This is a genomic window from Pseudomonas sp. GW821-FHT09H03, from assembly GCF_059415945.1.
Map to the genome: position 1 here is coordinate 1 of NZ_JBWKOF010000017.1, position 19,021 is coordinate 19,021.

At 59.4% G+C, this 19,021-nt stretch carries 22 protein-coding genes; 16 read left to right on the forward strand and 6 right to left on the reverse strand.

The features are described from left to right. Both AC07OG_RS21710 and AC07OG_RS21715 read left to right on the forward strand, forming a co-directional pair. The coding region (locus tag AC07OG_RS21710; protein ID WP_495068049.1) for an SEL1-like repeat protein at positions 1-879 on the forward strand (879 nt) is incomplete at its 5' end. A 100-nt stretch (positions 880-979) separates the two neighbouring features. Further along, a complete protein-coding gene (locus AC07OG_RS21715) occupies positions 980-1,447 on the forward strand; it encodes a hypothetical protein (protein WP_495068050.1) in 468 nt (155 codons plus the stop codon). 283 nt (positions 1,448-1,730) lie between these two features. Here the strand turns inward: AC07OG_RS21715 and ppnN are convergent, their stop codons facing one another. After that, positions 1,731-3,104: a nucleotide 5'-monophosphate nucleosidase PpnN gene (ppnN, locus tag AC07OG_RS21720; protein ID WP_060541788.1), complete on the reverse strand. Its 1,374-nt coding sequence runs from the start codon at positions 3,102-3,104 to the stop codon at positions 1,731-1,733. Positions 3,105-3,320: 216 nt separating this feature from the next. Here ppnN and AC07OG_RS21725 point away from each other — a divergent pair, with 216 nt between their 5' ends. Together AC07OG_RS21725 and AC07OG_RS21730 are read left to right on the forward strand one after the other, a co-directional pair. Further along, complete coding sequence (locus AC07OG_RS21725) at positions 3,321-3,848, forward strand: DUF3087 family protein (RefSeq protein ID WP_060541787.1); 528 nt, start codon at positions 3,321-3,323, stop codon at positions 3,846-3,848. 20 nt (positions 3,849-3,868) lie between these two features. Further along, on the forward strand, positions 3,869-5,413 hold the full coding sequence (locus AC07OG_RS21730) for a sensor domain-containing diguanylate cyclase (RefSeq protein WP_495068051.1): 1,545 nt from the start codon (positions 3,869-3,871) through the stop codon (positions 5,411-5,413). 153 nt (positions 5,414-5,566) lie between these two features. On the opposite strand, the gene AC07OG_RS21735 is transcribed toward AC07OG_RS21730, so the two are convergent. After that, complete coding sequence (locus tag AC07OG_RS21735; RefSeq protein WP_495068052.1) at positions 5,567-5,941, reverse strand: DUF2784 domain-containing protein; 375 nt, start codon at positions 5,939-5,941, stop codon at positions 5,567-5,569. A 48-nt stretch (positions 5,942-5,989) separates the two neighbouring features. Then, complete coding sequence (locus AC07OG_RS21740) at positions 5,990-6,925, reverse strand: sensor domain-containing diguanylate cyclase (protein WP_060541784.1); 936 nt, start codon at positions 6,923-6,925, stop codon at positions 5,990-5,992. 187 nt (positions 6,926-7,112) lie between these two features. On the opposite strand from AC07OG_RS21740, the gene AC07OG_RS21745 reads away from it, so the two are divergent. The 3 genes from AC07OG_RS21745 (at position 7,113) to AC07OG_RS21755 (ending at position 8,335) form a co-directional block, all read left to right on the forward strand. Further along, on the forward strand, positions 7,113-7,811 hold the full coding sequence (locus AC07OG_RS21745) for an AzlC family ABC transporter permease (protein WP_495068053.1): 699 nt from the start codon (positions 7,113-7,115) through the stop codon (positions 7,809-7,811). Continuing rightward, positions 7,811-8,122, forward strand: coding sequence for an AzlD domain-containing protein (locus AC07OG_RS21750; protein WP_165557448.1), 312 nt, complete (start codon positions 7,811-7,813; stop codon positions 8,120-8,122). The genes AC07OG_RS21745 and AC07OG_RS21750 overlap by 1 nt, the downstream gene beginning before the upstream one ends. Before the next feature lie 66 nt (positions 8,123-8,188). Further along, a complete protein-coding gene (locus tag AC07OG_RS21755; protein WP_177336970.1) occupies positions 8,189-8,335 on the forward strand; it encodes a hypothetical protein in 147 nt (48 codons plus the stop codon). A gap of 114 nt (positions 8,336-8,449) precedes the next feature. Here AC07OG_RS21755 and AC07OG_RS21760 read toward each other — a convergent pair whose 3' ends face one another. Further along, positions 8,450-8,725: a hypothetical protein gene (locus AC07OG_RS21760; RefSeq protein ID WP_495068054.1), complete on the reverse strand. Its 276-nt coding sequence runs from the start codon at positions 8,723-8,725 to the stop codon at positions 8,450-8,452. Between the two features lie 257 nt (positions 8,726-8,982). After that, positions 8,983-9,666 carry an SOS response-associated peptidase family protein gene (locus AC07OG_RS21765; protein ID WP_495068055.1) on the reverse strand — a complete coding sequence of 228 codons (684 nt, stop codon included), beginning with the start codon at positions 9,664-9,666 and terminating at the stop codon, positions 8,983-8,985. A gap of 212 nt (positions 9,667-9,878) precedes the next feature. Here AC07OG_RS21765 and AC07OG_RS21770 point away from each other — a divergent pair, with 212 nt between their 5' ends. Further along, positions 9,879-10,778, forward strand: coding sequence for a polysaccharide deacetylase family protein (locus AC07OG_RS21770; protein ID WP_495068056.1), 900 nt, complete (start codon positions 9,879-9,881; stop codon positions 10,776-10,778). A gap of 121 nt (positions 10,779-10,899) precedes the next feature. Next, positions 10,900-11,139: a DUF1652 domain-containing protein gene (locus AC07OG_RS21775; protein WP_495068057.1), complete on the forward strand. Its 240-nt coding sequence runs from the start codon at positions 10,900-10,902 to the stop codon at positions 11,137-11,139. A 28-nt stretch (positions 11,140-11,167) separates the two neighbouring features. Here the strand turns inward: AC07OG_RS21775 and AC07OG_RS21780 are convergent, their stop codons facing one another. Continuing rightward, a complete protein-coding gene (locus AC07OG_RS21780) occupies positions 11,168-12,052 on the reverse strand; it encodes a LysR family transcriptional regulator (RefSeq protein ID WP_495068058.1) in 885 nt (294 codons plus the stop codon). A gap of 127 nt (positions 12,053-12,179) precedes the next feature. On the opposite strand from AC07OG_RS21780, the gene AC07OG_RS21785 reads away from it, so the two are divergent. The 7 genes from AC07OG_RS21785 (at position 12,180) to benC (ending at position 18,905) form a co-directional block, all read left to right on the forward strand. Further along, a complete protein-coding gene (locus tag AC07OG_RS21785; RefSeq protein ID WP_495068114.1) occupies positions 12,180-13,328 on the forward strand; it encodes a muconate cycloisomerase family protein in 1,149 nt (382 codons plus the stop codon). Between the two features lie 10 nt (positions 13,329-13,338). Beyond that, on the forward strand, positions 13,339-13,629 hold the full coding sequence (gene catC / locus AC07OG_RS21790) for a muconolactone Delta-isomerase (protein WP_060541777.1): 291 nt from the start codon (positions 13,339-13,341) through the stop codon (positions 13,627-13,629). Positions 13,630-13,681: 52 nt separating this feature from the next. After that, positions 13,682-14,611 carry a catechol 1,2-dioxygenase gene (gene catA, locus AC07OG_RS21795; protein ID WP_218423769.1) on the forward strand — a complete coding sequence of 310 codons (930 nt, stop codon included), beginning with the start codon at positions 13,682-13,684 and terminating at the stop codon, positions 14,609-14,611. Between the two features lie 171 nt (positions 14,612-14,782). After that, complete coding sequence (locus AC07OG_RS21800) at positions 14,783-15,742, forward strand: AraC family transcriptional regulator (protein WP_495068115.1); 960 nt, start codon at positions 14,783-14,785, stop codon at positions 15,740-15,742. Between the two features lie 289 nt (positions 15,743-16,031). After that, positions 16,032-17,396, forward strand: coding sequence for a benzoate 1,2-dioxygenase large subunit (gene benA / locus AC07OG_RS21805; protein ID WP_495068059.1), 1,365 nt, complete (start codon positions 16,032-16,034; stop codon positions 17,394-17,396). Further along, complete coding sequence (benB, locus tag AC07OG_RS21810) at positions 17,393-17,881, forward strand: benzoate 1,2-dioxygenase small subunit (protein WP_060541772.1); 489 nt, start codon at positions 17,393-17,395, stop codon at positions 17,879-17,881. The genes benA and benB overlap by 4 nt, the downstream gene beginning before the upstream one ends. Before the next feature lie 10 nt (positions 17,882-17,891). Then, on the forward strand, positions 17,892-18,905 hold the full coding sequence (benC, locus tag AC07OG_RS21815) for a benzoate 1,2-dioxygenase electron transfer component BenC (protein WP_060541771.1): 1,014 nt from the start codon (positions 17,892-17,894) through the stop codon (positions 18,903-18,905). Positions 18,906-19,021: the final 116 nt, after the last annotated feature.

Here is a 19,021-nt window from a genome sequence, read left to right on the forward strand (position 1 = left end):
GTGGCGACAGGTTACTACTTTGTGGGGATCTTTCTTCAGCAGGGTTCGGCCGGGCTTAAGCAGGATCCGGAGATGGCATTACGTTACTTTCGTAAAGCTGCCGATCAAGGCAATGCCCAGGCCCAGTATGATGTCGGTAACAAGTTAGCGCCAAAGAGCATTGCCCCCTCTATTGCCCGGCAGATGCGCAGATGCGCTGCCGAACAGGGCCACGGCGAAGCGGCTACAGAATTAGGCGTCCATCTTCAAACCAAGGGGCAGTATCAAGAAGCGCTCGAAGCATTCCAGCTCGGAGTGGCGGCTGGAGATGAGACTTCAGCCGGTTTTATGGAGGAGGGATTTCGCGGTCCAGAACCTACAAATGAATTGCACTACCTCGGTCAAAAGGAAGATCTGGAACGCGCCGAACGCTACGAAAAAATCTGGAAAGTGCTCTCTGGCTACTCCTATGCCAACCCCAAAGTCCCCGAAATCAACGAAATCCTCCCGCTGCCACCGGCCAAACTCCCAGCCTGGGACGGCAAGCTCCAATGGCTCGAAGAACGCCTGGCAAACGTCCCGCCAGAAAAGCCCAGCGAAGCGCTGATCCAGCAACTGGCCAAGGCCAAACTCCTCGACCCCACTTCCGGTCGACCGCTACCAGCATCTCCCGATTTCATCCGGGAGCCTTACCGCAAGCTGACCTGCAACAGCGGTCAAGCCTGCCCGCAATCCGGCTATTGGAAAGCGGAAGGCATCGTCGACGAGATCCGACGTTTCGAGAAAGGCGAAATCATGCCGACATTGAACGTCCGGCGTAGCCATAGCCGCTTCCTGCTCGCCGATCGTATTACCGTCGCAGAGGAAAACATCGAATGGATATTGTTCGGTGAAGCCTGAGCATTTCTGATCCGATGATCAGTCGAGGCGCTCGGCGGTTGGTCGGTAGCAAGAGCCTGACAAATCAATGCCAATTCCGGCATCTGCAAGGAGCAGCACAATGACCAAACTTAAAACAGGCAAAATAAACGAAGAGTTTGAGGCCGACCCACAAGGAGCGGAAACGACAACAGACGATTGCTATGTTCAAGTGGACCAGGAAGGTAACGTCCTCAGTGCCCAAGTCTGTGGCAGCGTGGTGGAGAAGGTAGAGGGTGGCATAAAAGTCACTCGCCCCGATGGGTCAATAGTGTACCGGCAAGAAGGGGGAAATATCAGGATCGAGAATTTGATCCCCAAATCAGTAGGGATCGAGGACTTATCCGAAATTGAGTCGTTTGCGATGCGCACTGTGAATGGCATGCGTATTTATCGCGTGAATTATGTTGGCGGGGGTTATGTCGAGGTGACGTATTCAAAAGAGGGTCAAGTGATTGGCCTTATCGGTTACAACATCGAGCAAACCATCAGCAAGGACAATGAAATTCTGGTTCGCCAAGGAAAATCGGCCAGCGGTCAGGTGCATTGATTCGCTGTAGGAGCGAGCTAGTCAGCGAGGCGTTCAAGGACGCCGCGCGTAGTCAGAATGTCCGCGTCATCGTTAACCATCATCGCGAGCCTGCTCGCTCCTACAGTTGATCTGTGCCATCCACAAAATCCGCGAACAGCCCCGACCCCCTGTAGGAGCGAGCACGCTCGCGAAAAACCCGAGAGCGCCGCGGGCATCCAGAATGCCCGCGTCATCGTTAACCTCCATCGCCAGCCTGCTCGCTCTTACAGGGAGCGGTTACATTCCTGGCAACTCGGCGCTACTACGCAACCACCCGATAACAAGGCACATACGCCGCGCCACCCGGCAATTTCATCCGATGCTGGGCCACAAATGCCTTAAGCAGCTGATCCAGCGGCTGCATGATCGCGGCATCCCCACGGATCTGATACGGCCCGTGTTCCTCGATCAGGCGGATGCCCTTGTCCTTGACGTTGCCGGCGACGATGCCGGAGAACGCGCGGCGCAGGTTGGCGGCCAGTTCGTGGGCGGGCAGGTCACGGCTCAGTTTCAGGTTGGCCATGTTCTCGTGGGTCGGATCGAACGGGCGCTGGAAGCCTTCGTCGATTTTCAACAGCCAGTTGAAGTGGAAGGCGTCGGCGCGCTCGCGGCGGAATTGCTTGACCTCCTTGAGGCCCTGGGTCATCTGGCGGGCGACTTCGGTCGGGTTGTCGATGATGATCTGGTAGTGCTGCTTGGCGCCATCGCCCAAGGTGGCACCGACGAACGCGTCAAGCTGTTCCAGGTACGGTGCGGCATGTTTAGGCCCGGTGAGAATGACCGGGAAGGGCAGGCCCTGATTGTCCGGGTGCATCAGGATGCCGAGCAGGTACAGGAACTCTTCGGCCGTGCCGGCGCCGCCCGGGAAAATGATGATGCCGTGGCCGACGCGCACGAAGGCTTCCAGGCGCTTTTCGATGTCCGGCAGGATCACCAGTTCGTTGACGATCGGGTTTGGCGCTTCGGCGGCGATGATCCCAGGTTCCGTCAGGCCCAGGTAGCGACCACCGTGGATGCGCTGCTTGGCATGGGCGATGGTGGCGCCTTTCATCGGGCCTTTCATCACGCCGGGGCCGCAACCGGTGCAGATGTCCAGGCTGCGCAGGCCCAGTTCGTGGCCGACTTTCTTGGTGTATTTGTATTCTTCGGTGTTGATCGAGTGGCCGCCCCAGCACACCACGATCTTCGGCTCGACACCGGGGCGCAGGGTGCGGGCGTTGCGCAGCAGGTGGAAAACGTAGTCACTGATGCCCTGGGAGGTGCTCAGGTCGATGCGCTGGCTGTCGAGTTCGTTTTCGGTGTAGACGATGTCACGCAAGGCGCTGAACAGCATTTCCCGGGTGCTGGCGATCATTTCGCCGTCGACGAAGGCGTCGGCCGGGGCGTTCAGCAGTTCCAGGCGTACGCCGCGGTCTTGCTGGTGGATGCGGATTTCAAAGTCTTTGTAGGCTTCAAGGATGGTTTTGGCGTTGTCGACGTGGGCGCCAGTGTTGAGGATGGCCAGGGCGCATTGGCGGAAGATGTCGTAGGTGCTGCCGGAACCGGCTTCGCTCAGTTGCTGGACTTCGCGTTGGGACAGTGTTTCCAGGCTGCCTTTAGGGCTGACCGAGGCGTTGATTACTTGTCGTTGGGTCATTCAATGATCCTTAAAACGATGGCATTCGCGCAAACCAGCGAATGACACCCGAATAGTATGTATCCATGAAAGAAGATGGCACGAACTGCGGGGTCTCGCCACGTCCTCCCTTTGACGATGAAAAGATGAAAAGGAGCCCCAGCATAGCTAAATCCCCCGCAGAGGCGATAATGCCCCCGCAGTCTTTTTGTCTACGACCCAAGGAATCCCGACGTAATGTTCGAAATCCAGCCGATGAACGCCGACACCTATCGGCAACAGACACGGCGCAGCACAGTGATTATTGCCCTGATCTTTCTGGCCCTGGCCATGTTCCTGTCGACCGCCGCCGTGGCCTTGTTCGGCGAACCCGGGGGTGACAACCTGCGATTCAACGTCGGTGGCGTGTTTGTGGCGGTGCTGGTGATGGCGGCATTGATGCGCAAAGTGTTCTGGACGCAGGCATGGATGGCGCCGGCGGTGTACAACTGGCAGCTCAAGCGCAGCCTGATGAGTGTTACCAATGTGATGCATCATGTGACCAGCGCTGTGGAGGCCGGCGATCCGATCGCCGTTAAGGTGCTACGGTTCTATCATCTGGGCTTGAATCAGATGCATGAACTGGACGGCAACTCCAGCGACCACAGCCAGTTGATCCGTGAAATGGACCAGCACAAGGCGCGGATGCAAGCGCTGGGCATCGACACGCAGCAGACGCGCCTGGATCCGGCCTGGCTGGAAGCGCTCAAGCGAACATCGCGGTAACAGAACTTCAGGGACCAACCATGGGGCAGCCGGCGATCATCGATCAAATTGACACACTCCGCTCTGGCGTGAACCGGCTCAAGATCCGTTCTGCGGTGAGCCTGTTGGTCGCGGTTTGCCTTTCGATGACGGCTATCCTGATCTGGGAAGCCTGGACCGCGCGCCAGTACCATCTGCATGACAAGGAAGTGGCGATGTCCAACCTTGCGCAGACCCTGGCCTCACAGGCTCAGGCGACGATCAAGCAGGCGGATACGTTGCTGTTTGCCCTGGTCGACCGCCTGGAGCATGACGGTGTCGATCCGGTCCGCCTGCCACGTTTGCTCGCCGCCGAGCGCGGTGAACTCAGCCAGCTCCATGGCCTGTTCGTGCTGGACGAAAAAGGGCAATGGGTCGCCAACTCCAACGGCGCCGAACAGACCGGTCTGAACAACTCCGACCGCGAGTACTTTATCTACCACCGCGATAATCCCGGGCGTGGGCCGCACATCGGGCCAACGATCAAGAGTCGTTCCAGCGGCGAGTGGGTCATGACGGTGTCGCGCCGGGTCAATCATCCCGATGGCAGTTTTGCCGGGGTGGCGCTGGCCACCATTTACCTCAGCCATTTCCTGCAGCTCTACGACAGCATCGATATCGGCCGTAACGGCGTGATTAACCTGATCGCCGACGACGCCTCCGTCGTCATACGTCGACCGTTCAACGAGGCGGAGATCGGCACCAGCCTTGCCAAGAGCCCTTTGTTTCTCCAATTGCTGCCCAAGGCTGACGCCGGGACGGCGACGATAAAGTCGATCCTCGACGGGGTCGAACGGGTGGTGGGGTATCGCCGGGTCGAGAACTATCCGCTGATCGTATTCGTCGCGATCAACAAGGAGGAATCTCTGGATGGCTGGCGCAAGCAGGCCCTGCTCAGCGCAGGCATCGTCGCGTTGTTGCTGACCTTTGTGGGCATGCTGGGTTATCGACTGATCAACCTGATGAGGCAGCAGAATCTGGTTCAAGTCGAGTTGCTCGACACCCAGGAGCAACTACTGGAAGTCAATCGCAATCTCGAGCGGCTGGCGCTCAATGATGCCCTCACGGGCTTGGCCAACCGGCGCCAGTTCGATGTGTTTATCGAGGCGGAACTGGGTCGCGCCCATCGCAACCAGGCAGGCCTCGCGCTGCTGATGATCGATGTCGATCATTTCAAGGCTTTTAACGACCACCAGGGTCACCTGGCGGGTGACGAGTGTCTGCGCAACATCAGTGCGATCATCACCGACAACATCAAGCGTCCCACAGATCTGGCGGCGCGCTACGGTGGCGAAGAATTTGCCGTGGTGCTGCCCGGCACCGATTACGTCGGGGCGTTTCTGGTGGCGGAAAAAATCCGTCGCGCAGTGATGCAGGTGGCCATTGCCCACGGCGAAAGCCCCGAAGGTATTGTCACCGTCAGCCTGGGTGTGTGCGCCTGTGAACCGAACTCGGAGCTGCGGCCCGAGGACCTGATCGGTGCGGCGGACAAGGCGCTGTATGTGGCCAAGGCCAGCGGGCGCAATATGAGTGTGATTGCCAACTGACGACAGGGTCTGCAGACCCCGCCCTGCACCAACCGGGCCGGCTCACGCCAACCTTTGTGGGAACTGGCCTGCCGGCGATGGCGCCCGAGTGTTCGATGCAAGGTCCAGGCTAATCCCTGACGAGCCAGACCTACAAAGGATGGGCCTGCCGAGTCAGCGCATTCGGCGCAGCTTCATCCGCTGGAACAACCAAAGATAAACCACCCCGTTTATCATCAGCACCACAGCCCCCAGGCCAAGCTGCATGCTCGGCGTCAGCCCCGTCGGGTAGATCACCGGCCAGATGTAATGCTCGATGAACCCACCTGCGTAACCGGTCTGTTCTGCCCCATGGCGCATGTTGTTTTCCCAGTCCGTCAGCGGGCAGGGCAGGTGAAAGAACTCCACCACCATGCCCCAGGCCGCCGCAGGCACATGCCAGTACGGCACTGACCGCCATTTCAGTGCCAGCAGCCCGCCAAACAGCACGAACACAATGAACAACAAATGGAACAGCACCAGCCCATCGGCGGCGAGTCGGTAGAGCATGTCGGTACCTGAGGTAACCTGCCAGTCAGTCCATGGTGCGCGGGCGGCTCATTCACGAAAATCAGTAAACTCGGCGCGCATCCGCCCGTTGTGTTTGGCCTTGTAGAGCAACTGGTCGACCTGCTCGATGAACTCTAGCGGTGTGGCATGCATCGAGGCCGTGGTGGTGCCGACTCCCAGGCTGACGCTCAGCAGGTTCGACACCGCAGAAAGCTCGTGCGGGATCTGCTGCTGGCGAATCAGGTGCAGGCATTTGTGGGCCACCAGCCTGGCGGATTCGGCATCGGTTTCCGGGAGCAGCCAGACGAATTCTTCGCCGCCGATACGGGCGATGAAATCCCGTGGCCGATTGGCTGCCAGCGACAGGGTTTGCGCCACCTGGCGCAGGCATTCGTCCCCCTTGATGTGGCCGTAATGGTCGTTGTATTGCTTGAAGTAGTCGATGTCCAGCATCAACAACGAGAGGGCCGAGCCGGTGCGCTGCGCGGCGTTCCACTCGCGTTCCAGCACGGTGTCGAACATGCGCCGGTTGGCGATACCGGTCAGGCCATCCTGGAAGGAATACTCTTCAAGTTGCTTTTGCAGGCGCAGCAAATGCTCTTCGGTTTTCTTGCGCTCACTGATGTCGAACATGAAGCCCACGAGTGCCTCAACCTCACCATCCTTGCGCAGCACGTGCACTACGTCGCGAATCCACACGTATTCGCCTTTGTCCGTCAGCGCCCGGTAGTCGGCTTCGTGATCGACTCCCGCCCGGGATTGGGAAACGCAGAAGTCGACGACATAATTGCGATCATCAGGGTGCATGCGTTCGACCCAGTCGTTGACCGAGGCCCAGCTGTCCTGCTTCCAGCCCAGCAATTGCTCGATCTGCGGCCCGATGTAGCTGAATGTCATGGTTTTCCAGTCGATGCGCCAAGGAATCGCCTGGGTTGATTCGAGCAGGGTTTTGTAGACGTCGCTATCCGTTTCGATTGAGCTCATGAAATACCTGGCCTCGAAGAAAAGTGCAGCGCCATCATGTTGCTACCACCGCAGTGTTTCAAGCGGGCAGCCGATGAATGGCACAGGCTTGAGGACCGGATCGTCGAGGCAAATTTCGCAAGAATGTGCATGCGTTTGGCCGCGACTGCTGGCACAGTCTGGCTTTTTTCCCTGTATGTAGAATGCTATGTCCGAATTACATCTGCCGCGCACTGCGTTTCTTCGCGGTGCCGTGGCGATCATGCCGCTGTCCCTGGCCACCGCGCCCTGGGGGCTGCTGGCCGGTTCCATGGCCATCGAGGCCAATCTCACGCCCCTGCAAGGTCAGGGCTTGTCCAGTATCGTGTTTGCCGGGGCCGCGCAACTGGTGGCCATCGGCATGCTCAAGGGCGGGGCCGGGATCTTTTCGATTCTGCTGACCACCTTGCTGCTGACCTCCCAGCACTTGCTCTACGGGATGAGCCTGCGCTCGGTCATTTCGCCACTGCCGGGCCGCTGGCGCGCAGGGCTGGGGTTCTTGCTCACCGATGAACTGTTCGCCTTGACCAGCCAACATGACAAGCAACAGTTCAACCGCTGGTACGCCCTGGGCGTCGGCCTGACGTTCTACGTCGCCTGGAATCTTTTTACCCTGGCCGGCATCGTGCTCGGCAGCAGCATTCCAGGCCTTGAACACCTGGGCCTGGACTTCTCCATCGCGGCAACTTTCATCGCCCTGATTACCCCGGTGGTACGCAACGTACCGACGGTGATCTGTGTGGCGGTTTCGCTGTTCTGCTCGGTGCTGTTCAGCTATTGGCAATGGGGGTCGGCCCTGGTGCTCTCAGGGTTGGCGGGCATGACCGCGGGTTTTATCTGCAACAAATTCCAGGGTGGACGCGCATGATGGTTTGGGCAGTGATTATCGGCATGGGCGTGTTGGTGTTTCTCAACCGCTATGTGTTCCTCGAACCCAGGCTGCCACTGCGCCTGAGCAGCAATGCCCGACAGTTTCTCGGTTTTGCCGTGCCGGGCATGCTCACCGCGATCTGCGGGCCGATCGTGTTCATGCCGGAAAAACAACTTAACCTGCAATGGGACAACCCTTACCTGATCAGCTCGCTGGTGGCTGTGGGGTTGGTGCTTTATACCCGCAACACTTTGCTCAGCATGTTGTTAAGCATGGGGTTTTTCTTTTTGCTGCGCTGGTGGCTTTGAACCGGGGGCGGGAAACTGTTCTACGCTTGAAGGCAAGACAGATCCCTTTTAGCAAGAGAGGTGAACATGGCCAACGAGCCCAAACATTCCGACCCGGAAGAGGACGCGGACGAACCTACGCAAGAAGAGATCGAACGGCAGAAGCGTTCGGTACCGGACTGGAAACATCCAGACGACGGGACTGAGTTGTCAGAACCGGACCGTAAGTTTTGAGCGCCTGAAAAACGACAACGCCCCGCATCGAGCGTAATCGCTGTTCACTTAAGCAGGGTCACACACTTGTGGCGAGGGGGCTTGCCCCCTTGCCACAAGGCGTGTCGATATTGATCACCCTTGCTCCAGGCACTCTGGAAATTCGGGGTGGGTTGCACGATACCCCAGGGTCTTGTCGATCCAGGCATTCAACTCATTGACCATTACCGGCGGTTTACCAGGGTAGGTTTCAAGGGTTGAAGCGAGGACTTCATTGATCCCGGGAATGGATCGAAGATTGCGGGTTTTGATGTATTGCCCGATAAAGCAGTCGAGTTGGTAATGTTCTGTCTTTGTGAGATAGGCATAGGCCAGACTCGCGGCTTGATTATTTGTAAAATCGTCGCGCAATTGAGTTTTTCTCTGCAAGGCTTATTGTTATAGGATTTCCTTGGTCGCTGACTCTTCGGTCACCTGGTTGTCGGAAATGCGGCGCGAATGCTAGCTGTAGTTTTTGTAAATGTATCTATTGCCACGACAGAGTCTGACAAGCGGTTAATGCCGCAAAAATGAGTGTTAACCGGGCGAAACACTAGTTGTAGCTGGTATGTACGAAACCTTTAATACAAGTTGTTATTTATGACTGCTTTCGCGTTCTGGTTGATTGTTCAAGCGACTGTTCGCTCGATCAGCGCCGGGCCCTGGTTCCGGACGTTGCCAATCGCCTTGTCGACCTGATACCACTCGAACACCTCGCTCGCCTCGCCCTGGAACAGCAGCATTTGCTCGGCGCGCTCACTTGACGTCGCAGGATCGAGCCATTCGCGCGCCAGTTCAGCCGACAGCACCACTGGCCGCCGGTCATGCACATCAAGCAGGCCACCGGCGCTGTCAGCGGTGATGATGACGAAGCCATCGTGTTCCCGTGGCGGTAAACCATCGAGCGGGAACTGACCGATCGCGGCACAGAACACGGGCCCCTTGTCTCGCCGCCGGATCAGCCAGGGCTGCTTTGTGGCATCGCCGGCATCGACCCACTCAAACCAGTTATCGACCGGGCAGATCGCGCGGTGTGGCCAGATCGCCTTGAAGTAGGGCCCGTGGGCCACTTTCTCGACCCGGGCATTGATCGGCGCTGCACGATCTTTCGCCCAATGCGGTCGCCAGCCCCAGCGCACTGAGTCGGCGTGCAGGCGCTCGTTCTCCACGTGCAGCAGGGCAAGTTGCATGGTGGGCGCGGCGTTGTAGCGCGCCAACGGCTCATGACCGATGTGGTTGATCATTGCATCGGGGATGCTCAGCGCCGCGACGAAATCGTGGATGCCCCGATATTGCGAGAGTCGTCCGCACATTGCCTGACACCCTTGTTATGAAACACCGACCGGAGTTTTGAGCTTAGTTGCATCGGCTAAAATCGGCACCCCTCCCACTTACAGGGCAAGCACCGGAACAAAACCCCGTGTACCTTATCCAACCTGCGCCCGCAGGCAATGCGGGTCTACAACGGATGAACCGGCAAAGATTTTTTTTGCTGTCGAGCATCAGGTCTGGCCCAAGGCAAAACATGAATAAGTTGTACAAGTTTTTAATCGCGAGCGTGATGGCAGCCGGACTGCTGGGTTGTATCGCGGCCCCCATTGAAATGACGCCGCAGACCGAACAGCGTTTGCGCGCACAACCACCGATCCGCTTTTTGCTGACCTTCGATGACGGTCCCAGCGCCTCGAGTTGGTGGAATCCGACCGAGACCGTGCTCGACAGCCTGGCGCGCAATCCGCTGCAACCGGACATCAAGGCCGTGTTCTTCGTGCAGACCCGCGCGTCCCGGGCCGGGGGCAGTGAAATCGGGCAGGGCATCATGCGTCGCGAACAGGCCGAAGGGCACATTCTGGGTTTCCACACTGCCACACCCGGTCATACCAATCATCGCTCCCTCGACCCGCAGGAACTGGAGCAGGCCCTCACCGAAGGCTGCGCCGACATCGCGGCGATCAGCGGTACGCCTGCGGTCCTGCTGCGCCCGCCATTCTGGAACTACGACAAACGCACCTTCGCCGCCTATCAGCAGCATGGCCTGCACGTGTTGCTGACCGACTTGAGTGCCAATGACGGCAAGATCTGGGGCTTCAACGCCAGCCCCCGCAGGCGCTCGCACATGCTGCGCTCGATGTCTGAAGTACGCGAGCGCATTGCCCGAGGCGAACTGCCGGTGGTCGACGGGGTGATTCCGGTAGTGGTGACCTTTCACGACCTCAACCGCTATACCGCCCGGCATACCCGCGAGTACCTGCAGATACTCCTCGACAGTGCCCGGGCCAGCGGCGTGAAAACCGCAGACAAGCCTTTTTACGACGATCGGGACGCCTTGTTGCGGGCGGCATTGGCACGCACCGTGCGCGATGCTTCACAACCGGTGCAGTTGCCAGGGCTGTGGAACTGGATCTGGGGCCGCAACGCCCATTGAAAAACCTTGGAAATGCGAGGCAGCTAACACTAATTGCCAATGATCACTGGCGCAAAAATCCCAAAGTGTATCTATTCTGAAACGGATCAAGATTGACCTGTCACCGCTCGAGGCACCGGCCATGATCCCGATTTCAGTCCTTTGCAGTATCGTCGAGTCAGGTTTTCAGCCGCTGTCCTGTGAGTGCACGGAAAGCCACGGACTCCTGCGAATCGAGGTATTTGACGCTGTTTCCGGGCGTGTGGAGTTGTTGCTCGACGGCGTTTCGATAGAGCAACTGACCAGTGTGCGCGCCATCTCCGACTTCGTGGGTGAGTTGCGCACCGAGATGAGCGCCGGGCGCCGGGCGTTTGCCGGATAGGTCAGCGCTTTACCTCGGGCAGGTGCCATCAGTCGCGGGGCAGCAGCTCATCGATCATCCGCAAGCAATGATTCAAACCTGGTGACACATCACCCACCCGTTGGCTGAGGATGATCGGCGAGGTCGCGTTGTCTTCCAGCAGCGGCGTGAAACCAATGTCGTCGCGGTGCAGCAATTGCACTGAAGCCGGTACCAGGGTGACGCCAATGCCTGCTCCCACCAGCCCGATCGCCGTTTGCAACTCGTTGGTCCACTGCGCCACATGGATGCTCACTCCATAGGACTCGAACAGCGCGATCACGTGGTCGGCGTAGCTGGGTCGCGGGTTGCCGGGGTAGAGCACAAAGGGCTCTTTGGCCAGGTCGCGCAAGCTGATGGGTCCACCGAGCAAGGGATGACCGGCAGGCAGGGCGGCCACCAGGCGGTCTTCGGTCAGGACGGTCTGGACGATCGCCGGATCGTCGATGCGGATTCGCCCGAAGCCGATGTCGATGCGTCCAGCCTTGAGCGCCTGCACCTGCTGCAGCGTGGTCATTTCCGAGAGCCCCAGCTCCAGCTCCAAAGGCTCGCCACTGCGCAGGCGACGAATCAGTTCCGGCAGGACGCCATACAGTGTCGACGGCGCAAAACCGATGCCCAGCCAGGTTTTTTCTCCCTGGCCGATGCGCCGCGTGTTGTCGCAGACCTTGCTCAGTTGTTCGAGCAGGGCAGTGGAGTGTTCATGGAAAAACCGTCCGGCGTCGGTCAGCTTCAACGGCCGCCCCCGTTCAAGCAGTACAACCCCGAGTTCATCTTCAAGTTGCTGGATCTGCCGGCTCAGCGGCGGCTGGGCGATGTGCAGCAGTTCGGCGGCGCGGGTGAAGTTGAGGGTTTGGGCCAATACCTGAAAATACCGCAGGTGACGCAGTTCCATGGTGCCTCCGCTGCTCGATCAGTTGCATACCTTTAAGGTATTGAGTCAGACCAATTCTATATTGGCTTCGCGAAAAAAGCCGTACGAGAATCGATTCCAGAACTTCAAGAACCTGACGGGTATCGAAATGCTTGCAACTGCCATTGAATCGATCGAGACGATCATCGTCGATCTGCCGACCATCCGCCCGCACAAGTTGGCGATGCACACCATGCAGAACCAGACCCTGGTGATCATTCGCGTGCGTTGCGCCGACGGCATCGAAGGCATCGGTGAATCCACCACCATCGGTGGCCTGGCCTATGGCAACGAGAGCCCGGACAGCATCAAGACCAACATCGACACGCACTTCACGCCATTACTGCTCGGCCAGGACAGCGGCAACGTCAACGCCGCCATGTTGCGTCTGGAGCGCAGTATCCGTGGCAATACCTTCGCCAAATCCGGCATTGAAACCGCGTTGCTCGACGCCCAGGGCAAGCGCCTTGGCCTGCCGGTCAGCGAATTGCTGGGTGGCCGCGTGCGTGATGCGCTGCCCGTGGCCTGGACCCTGGCCAGCGGTGATACCGCGAAGGACATCGCCGAAGCGGAAAAAATGCTCGAGCTGCGCCGCCACCGTATCTTCAAACTGAAAATCGGTGCCGGTGAAGTCAACCGCGACCTGGCCCACGTCATTGCGATCAAGAAAGCCCTGGGCGATCGTGCCAGCGTGCGCGTCGACGTCAATCAGGCCTGGGACGAAGCGGTTGCACTGCGGGCCTGCCGGATCCTCGGCACCAACGGCATCGACCTGATCGAACAGCCGATCTCGCGCAACAACCGCAGCGGCATGGCGCGCCTGAATGCCATGAGCCCGGCACCGATCATGGCCGACGAGTCCATCGAGTGCGTGGAAGATGCGTTCAACCTGGCCCGTGAAGGTGCAGCGTCGGTGTTCGCCCTGAAGATCGCCAAGAACGGTGGCCCGCGCGCGGTACTGCGCACCGCCGCCATCGCCGAGGCGGCCGGTATCGGCCTGTACGGCGGCACCATGCTCGAAGGCGGGATCGGCACCATGGCCTCGGCCCATGCCTTTGTCACCCTGAACAAACTGGCCTGGGACACCGAACTGTTCGGCCCGCTGCTGCTGACCGAAGACATTCTCAGTGAACCGCTGGTGTATCGCGACTTTGAACTGCACGTGCCGACAACACCGGGTCTGGGCCTGAACCTGGATGAAGAGCGCCTGACGTTTTTCCGCCGCGACAAAACATCCACTGCCATTCATCAAGCCTGAGGAGAGCATTATGCTGTTCCACGTAAAAATGACCGTGAACCTGCCGGTCGATATGAATCCCGAAGCGGCGGCCAAACTGAAGGCTGACGAAAAAGCCCTGGCGCAGCGCCTGCAAGAGCAGGGCAAGTGGCGCCACCTGTGGCGCATCGCCGGGCACTATGCCAACTACAGCGTGTTCGATGTCGACAGCGTTCAGGAGTTGCACGACCTGCTGATGCAGTTACCACTGTTTCCGTACATGGCCATCGAGATCGACGCCCTGTGCCGGCATCCTTCTTCCATCCGTGACGATGACCGCTGAACCTGGCCTGTTCAGCTCGATACGCCAATAATTACAAGATGAGGAACCCCTGATGAACGTAAAGATTTCCCACACTGCCGAAGTCCAGAAATTTCTCGAAGAGGCCAGCGGCCTGCACAACGACGCCGGCAGCCCACGCACCAAGGCCTTGGTCTACCGCATCCTGCGTGATTCGGTGAATATCATCGAAGACCTGGCGGTGACCCCGGAAGAATTCTGGAAAGCCGTGAACTACCTCAACGTGCTGGGTGCACGTCAGGAGGCGGGCCTGGTGGTGGCCGGGCTGGGCCTGGAACATTACCTCGACCTGCTGATGGACGCTGAAGACGAGCAGGCCGGCAAATCCGGCGGCACCCCGCGTACTATCGAAGGCCCGCTGTACGTGGCCGGTGCACCGCTGTCCCAAGGCGAAGCACGTCTGGATGACGGCGTCGATCCGGGTGTGACCCTGTTCATGCAAGGCCGCGTGTTCAACACCGCTGGCGAACCGCTGGCTGGCGCCGTGGTAGACGTGTGGCACGCCAACACCGGTGGTACCTACTCGTACTTCGATCCCACCCAATCGGAATTCAACCTGCGTCGCCGTATCGTCACCGACGCCGAAGGCCGTTATCGTTTTCGCAGCATCGTGCCGTCGGGCTACGGCTGCCCACCGGACGGTCCGACCCAGCAACTGCTCGATCAACTGGGCCGTCACGGCCAGCGTCCGGCGCACGTGCACTTCTTCATTTCGGCAGCGGACCATCGCCATCTGACCACCCAGATCAACCTCGACGGCGATCAGTACCTACACGACGACTTTGCCTACGCTACCCGTGACGAGCTGATCGCCAAAATCACCTTCAGCGATGATCAACAGCGTGCAGCAGCCCACGGCGTGAGCGGTCGGTTTGCCGAAATCGAGTTCGACTTCACCTTGCAGTCCACCGGCCAGCCTGAAGAACAGCAACGCCACGAACGGGTCCGCGCACTCGAGGACTGATCACCCTCGACTCCTGTAGGAGCGAGTCTGCTCGCGATGGACGTCAACGATGACGCCGGGAGCCTGATGCCCCGCGGCGTTCTCAAGTCCATCGTGAGCAAGCTCGCTCCTACAAGTGTTTCGGCTCTAGAATGGACCGACGCAACCTATAACAACAATGAGAGTGACCCGATGATGCAAGCGCAACTATTGAGTCAGCGCAGCAGAGTATTCGACCATGCCGACCCCTACGCGGTGTCCGGCTATGTCAATCAGCACGTCGGCAATCACTGCATTCTCATGCCCCGTACGGGACGGCCGCTGGCCAGTCTCGACCATCGCAAGTTCGCCAGCCTCGATCTGTGCCGCATCAGCTACGGCGCCAGTGTGCGGGTGACTTCGGGCGCGCTGGAGAACATCTATCACCTGCAGGTGCTGCTGCGTGGCAACTGCCTGTGGCGCGGGCACGGCCAGGAGCATTACTTCGCCCCCGGTGAGCTGCTGTTGATCAACCCCGACGATCCGGTGGACCTGACGTACTCCGACGATTGCGAAAAATTCATCCTCAAAGTCCCCACACACTTGTTCGAAGCCGTCTGCGACGAGCAGCGCTGGCATTATCCGGGGCAGGGCGTGAGGTTCCTCGAGAACCGCTACCAGCTCAATGAACTGGAAGGCTTCGTCAACCTGCTGGCGATGATCTGCCAGGAAGCCGAGGCTGCCGAACAGATCCCCAGGGTGCAGGAGCACTACACGCAAATCATCGTCAGCAAGATGCTCAGCCTGATGAAAACCAATGTCAGCCGTTTCAGTCCCGGTTCACAGGCCTCGACTTTCCAAGCGATTGCCGACTACATCGCGTGTAATCTCAAGCAGGACATCGACAGCGAAGAATTGGCGCGCCAGGCCAGCATGAGCCTGCGCTCGTTGTATGGCCTGTTCGAGCGCAATGCCGGCCTGACGCCGAAAAACTACCTGCGCCACAAACGCCTGGAACGCATCCACGCCTGCCTCAGCGACCCGACCTGCAACGTGCGCAACGTCACTGAAGTGGCGATGGACTACGGCTTCCTGCACCTGGGCCGGTTCTCCGACAGCTACCGCAAACAGTTCGGCGAGTTGCCGTCCGATACCCTCAAGCGTCGGCACTGACAACCGTTGTCATGCATTACTTTTGATGTTGTCTGAATCGACGCCTTCGCGAGCAAGCCCGCTCCCACCTACTCGCGTTGGTGTATTAAAGATCCGTGGCCCACAGAAAAACCAATGTGGGAGCGGGCCTGCTCGCGAAGAGGCCGGCACATTCAACATTGATGTTGCCCTGACTCAACGCCTACCCCCTGCACAAAACGGATAAAGGTCTGCACCCCGCGGATAGTCCCCCTCATTGCCCCGTCCTAGCATGACCCCTGCCTGAACAATAACAATGGAGGCGGCGGCCATGACCCTGCGACCCGAATATCTTCATTCCCTGCTTGAAGACGATCCCGAACAAGGCATCTATCGCTGCAAGCGCGAGATGTTCACCGACCCGCGCCTGTTCGATCTGGAGATGCAACACATCTTCGAAGGCAACTGGCTCTATCTGGCCCACGAAAGCCAGATCCCCAACATCAACGATTTCTACACCACCACCATGGGGCGCCAGTCGATCTTCATCGCGCGCAACAAGGAGGGTGTGCTCAACGCTTTCATCAACGCCTGCAGCCATCGCGGCGCAACCCTGTGCCGGCACAAGTCCGGCAACAAGAGCTCGTACACCTGCCCGTTCCACGGCTGGACCTTCAACAACTCCGGCAAACTGCTCAAGGTCAAGGACCCGGCCCAGGCGGGTTACCCGGCGAGTTTCAACTGCGAAGGCTCCCACGACCTGACTCGGGTCGCGCGTTTCGAGTCCTATCGCGGTTTCCTGTTTGGCAGCCTGAAGGCCGACGTCTTGCCGCTGGTCGAGCACTTGGGCGAGTCGGCGAAGATCATCGACATGATCGTCGACCAGTCCGCCGACGGTCTGGAAGTGCTGCGCGGATCCTCCAGCTACATCTACGAAGGCAACTGGAAGCTCACCGCCGAGAACGGCGCCGACGGCTATCACGTCAGCTCTGTGCACTGGAACTATGCGGCCACGCAAAACCAGCGCAAGCAACGCGAGGCTGGTGACAGCAACCCGACCATGAGCGCCGGTAGCTGGGCCAAGCAGGGTGGTGGATTCTACTCCTTCGACAAGGGCCACATGCTGCTCTGGACCCGTTGGGCCAACCCCGAAGACCGCCCGCTGTACGAACGTCGCGACGAGCTGGCCCAGGACTTCGGCAAGGCCCGCGCCGACTGGATGATCGAGAACTCGCGCAATCTGTGCCTGTATCCCAACGTGTACCTGATGGACCAGTTCAGCTCGCAGATCCGTATCGCCCGGCCAATCTCGGTCAACCGCACCGAAATCACCATCTATTGCATCGCCCCGAAAGGTGAGAGCGACCATGCCCGCTCCAGCCGCATTCGCCAGTACGAGGATTTTTTCAACGTCAGCGGCATGGCCACGCCGGACGACCTGGAGGAGTTTCGCTCCTGCCAGACCAGCTACCAGGGCAGCGTCACCACCTGGAACGACATGTCCCGTGGTGCAGAACACTGGATCGAAGGTGCAGACGAAGCCGCCAAAGAGATCGACCTGCACCCGCTGCTCAGCGGTGTGCGTACCGAAGACGAAGGCCTGTTCGTGCTGCAACACAAGTATTGGCAGCAGACCATGCTCAAGGCCCTGGCCGCAGAGCAGTGCGCACTGATTGCCGTGGAGGCCGTGCAATGACCATCACCTACGACAGTGTGCGCGACTTCCTCTATCGCGAGGCGCGCTACCTCGACGATCGCCAGTGGGACCAATGGCTTGAACTGTACGCCCCGGACGCGACCTTCTGGATGCCATCCTGGGACGACAACGACGAGTTGACCGAGGACCCGCAGCGGGAGATCTCGCTGATCTGGTACGGCAACCGCACCGGCCTCGAAGACCGCGTATTCCGTATCAAGACCGAGCGCTCCAGCGCCAGCGTGCCGGACACCCGCACCTCCCACAACATCAGCAACATCGAGCTGCTCGAACAGGCAGACGGGCTGTGCAAGGTGCGCTTCAACTGGCACACCCTGAGCTTTCGCTACAAGACCGTCGACAGCTATTTCGGCAGCAGTTTCTACACCCTTGATGTGCGCGGTGAAAACCCGTTGATCAAGGCCAAGAAAGTGATCCTGAAGAACGACTACGTTCGCCAGGTCATTGATGTCTACCACCTGTGAGGCGCCCGTCATGACTCATTCCATCGCATTCAGTTTTGAAGACGGCGTCACGCGTTTCATCGACGCCCATGCCGGCGAAACCGTGGCCGATGCCGCCTATCGCCAGGGCATCAATATTCCCCTGGACTGCCGCGACGGCGCCTGCGGCACCTGCAAGTGTTTCGCCGAGGCCGGGCGCTACGATCTGGGCGAGGACTACATCGAAGACGCCCTCAGCCCTGAAGAAGCTGAACAGGGTTTCGTCCTGACCTGCCAGATGCGCGCGCGCAGTGATTGTGTGGTGCGAGTGCCGGCGTCCTCGGATGTCTGCCGCACCCGTCAGGCCAGCTACGACGCCACCATCAGTGCGGTGCGCCAGTTGTCCGACAGCACCATCGCGCTGTCGATCAAGGGCGATGCGTTGGGCAAGCTGGCGTTCCTGCCGGGGCAATACGTGAACCTGGGCATTCCCGGCAGCGAGCAGACCCGCGCCTACTCGTTCAGCTCGTTGCAGCGCGACGGCGAGGTCAGTTTCCTGATTCGCAACGTGCCCGGCGGGCTGATGAGCAGCTTCCTCACCGGCATGGCCAAGGTCGGCGACAGCATTAACCTTGCTGGCCCCCTGGGGAGTTTCTATCTGCGCGACATCCGCCGGCCGCTGTTGTTGCTGGCCGGTGGTACGGGGCTGGCGCCTTTCACGGCGATGCTGGAAAAGATCGCCGAACAGGGCAGTGAGCATCCGCTGCACCTGATCTATGGCGTGACCCACGACTTCGACCTGGTGCAACTCGACCGCCTCGAAGCCTTCGCCGCGCGCATCCCCAACTTCAGTTTCAGCGCCTGCGTGGCCAGCCCCGAGAGCCGGCATCCACTCAAGGGCTATGTAACCCAGCACATCGAGCCCGGGCATTTGCACGATGGCGACGTCGACGTCTACCTGTGTGGCCCGCCGCCGATGGTCGAGGCGGTCAGCCAGTTCATCCGTGAGCAAGGCATTGCGCCGGCGAACTTTTACTACGAGAAATTCGCCGCCAGCGCGGCTTGAAACGAGCCAGTGTGGGGCGGGGGTACTCGCGAAGATCCTGGAACATTCAGCGTTGATGTCGTTTGTAAGTGCGCTTTCGCGAGCAAGCCCGCTCCCACAGTTGATGGGCGGTGACC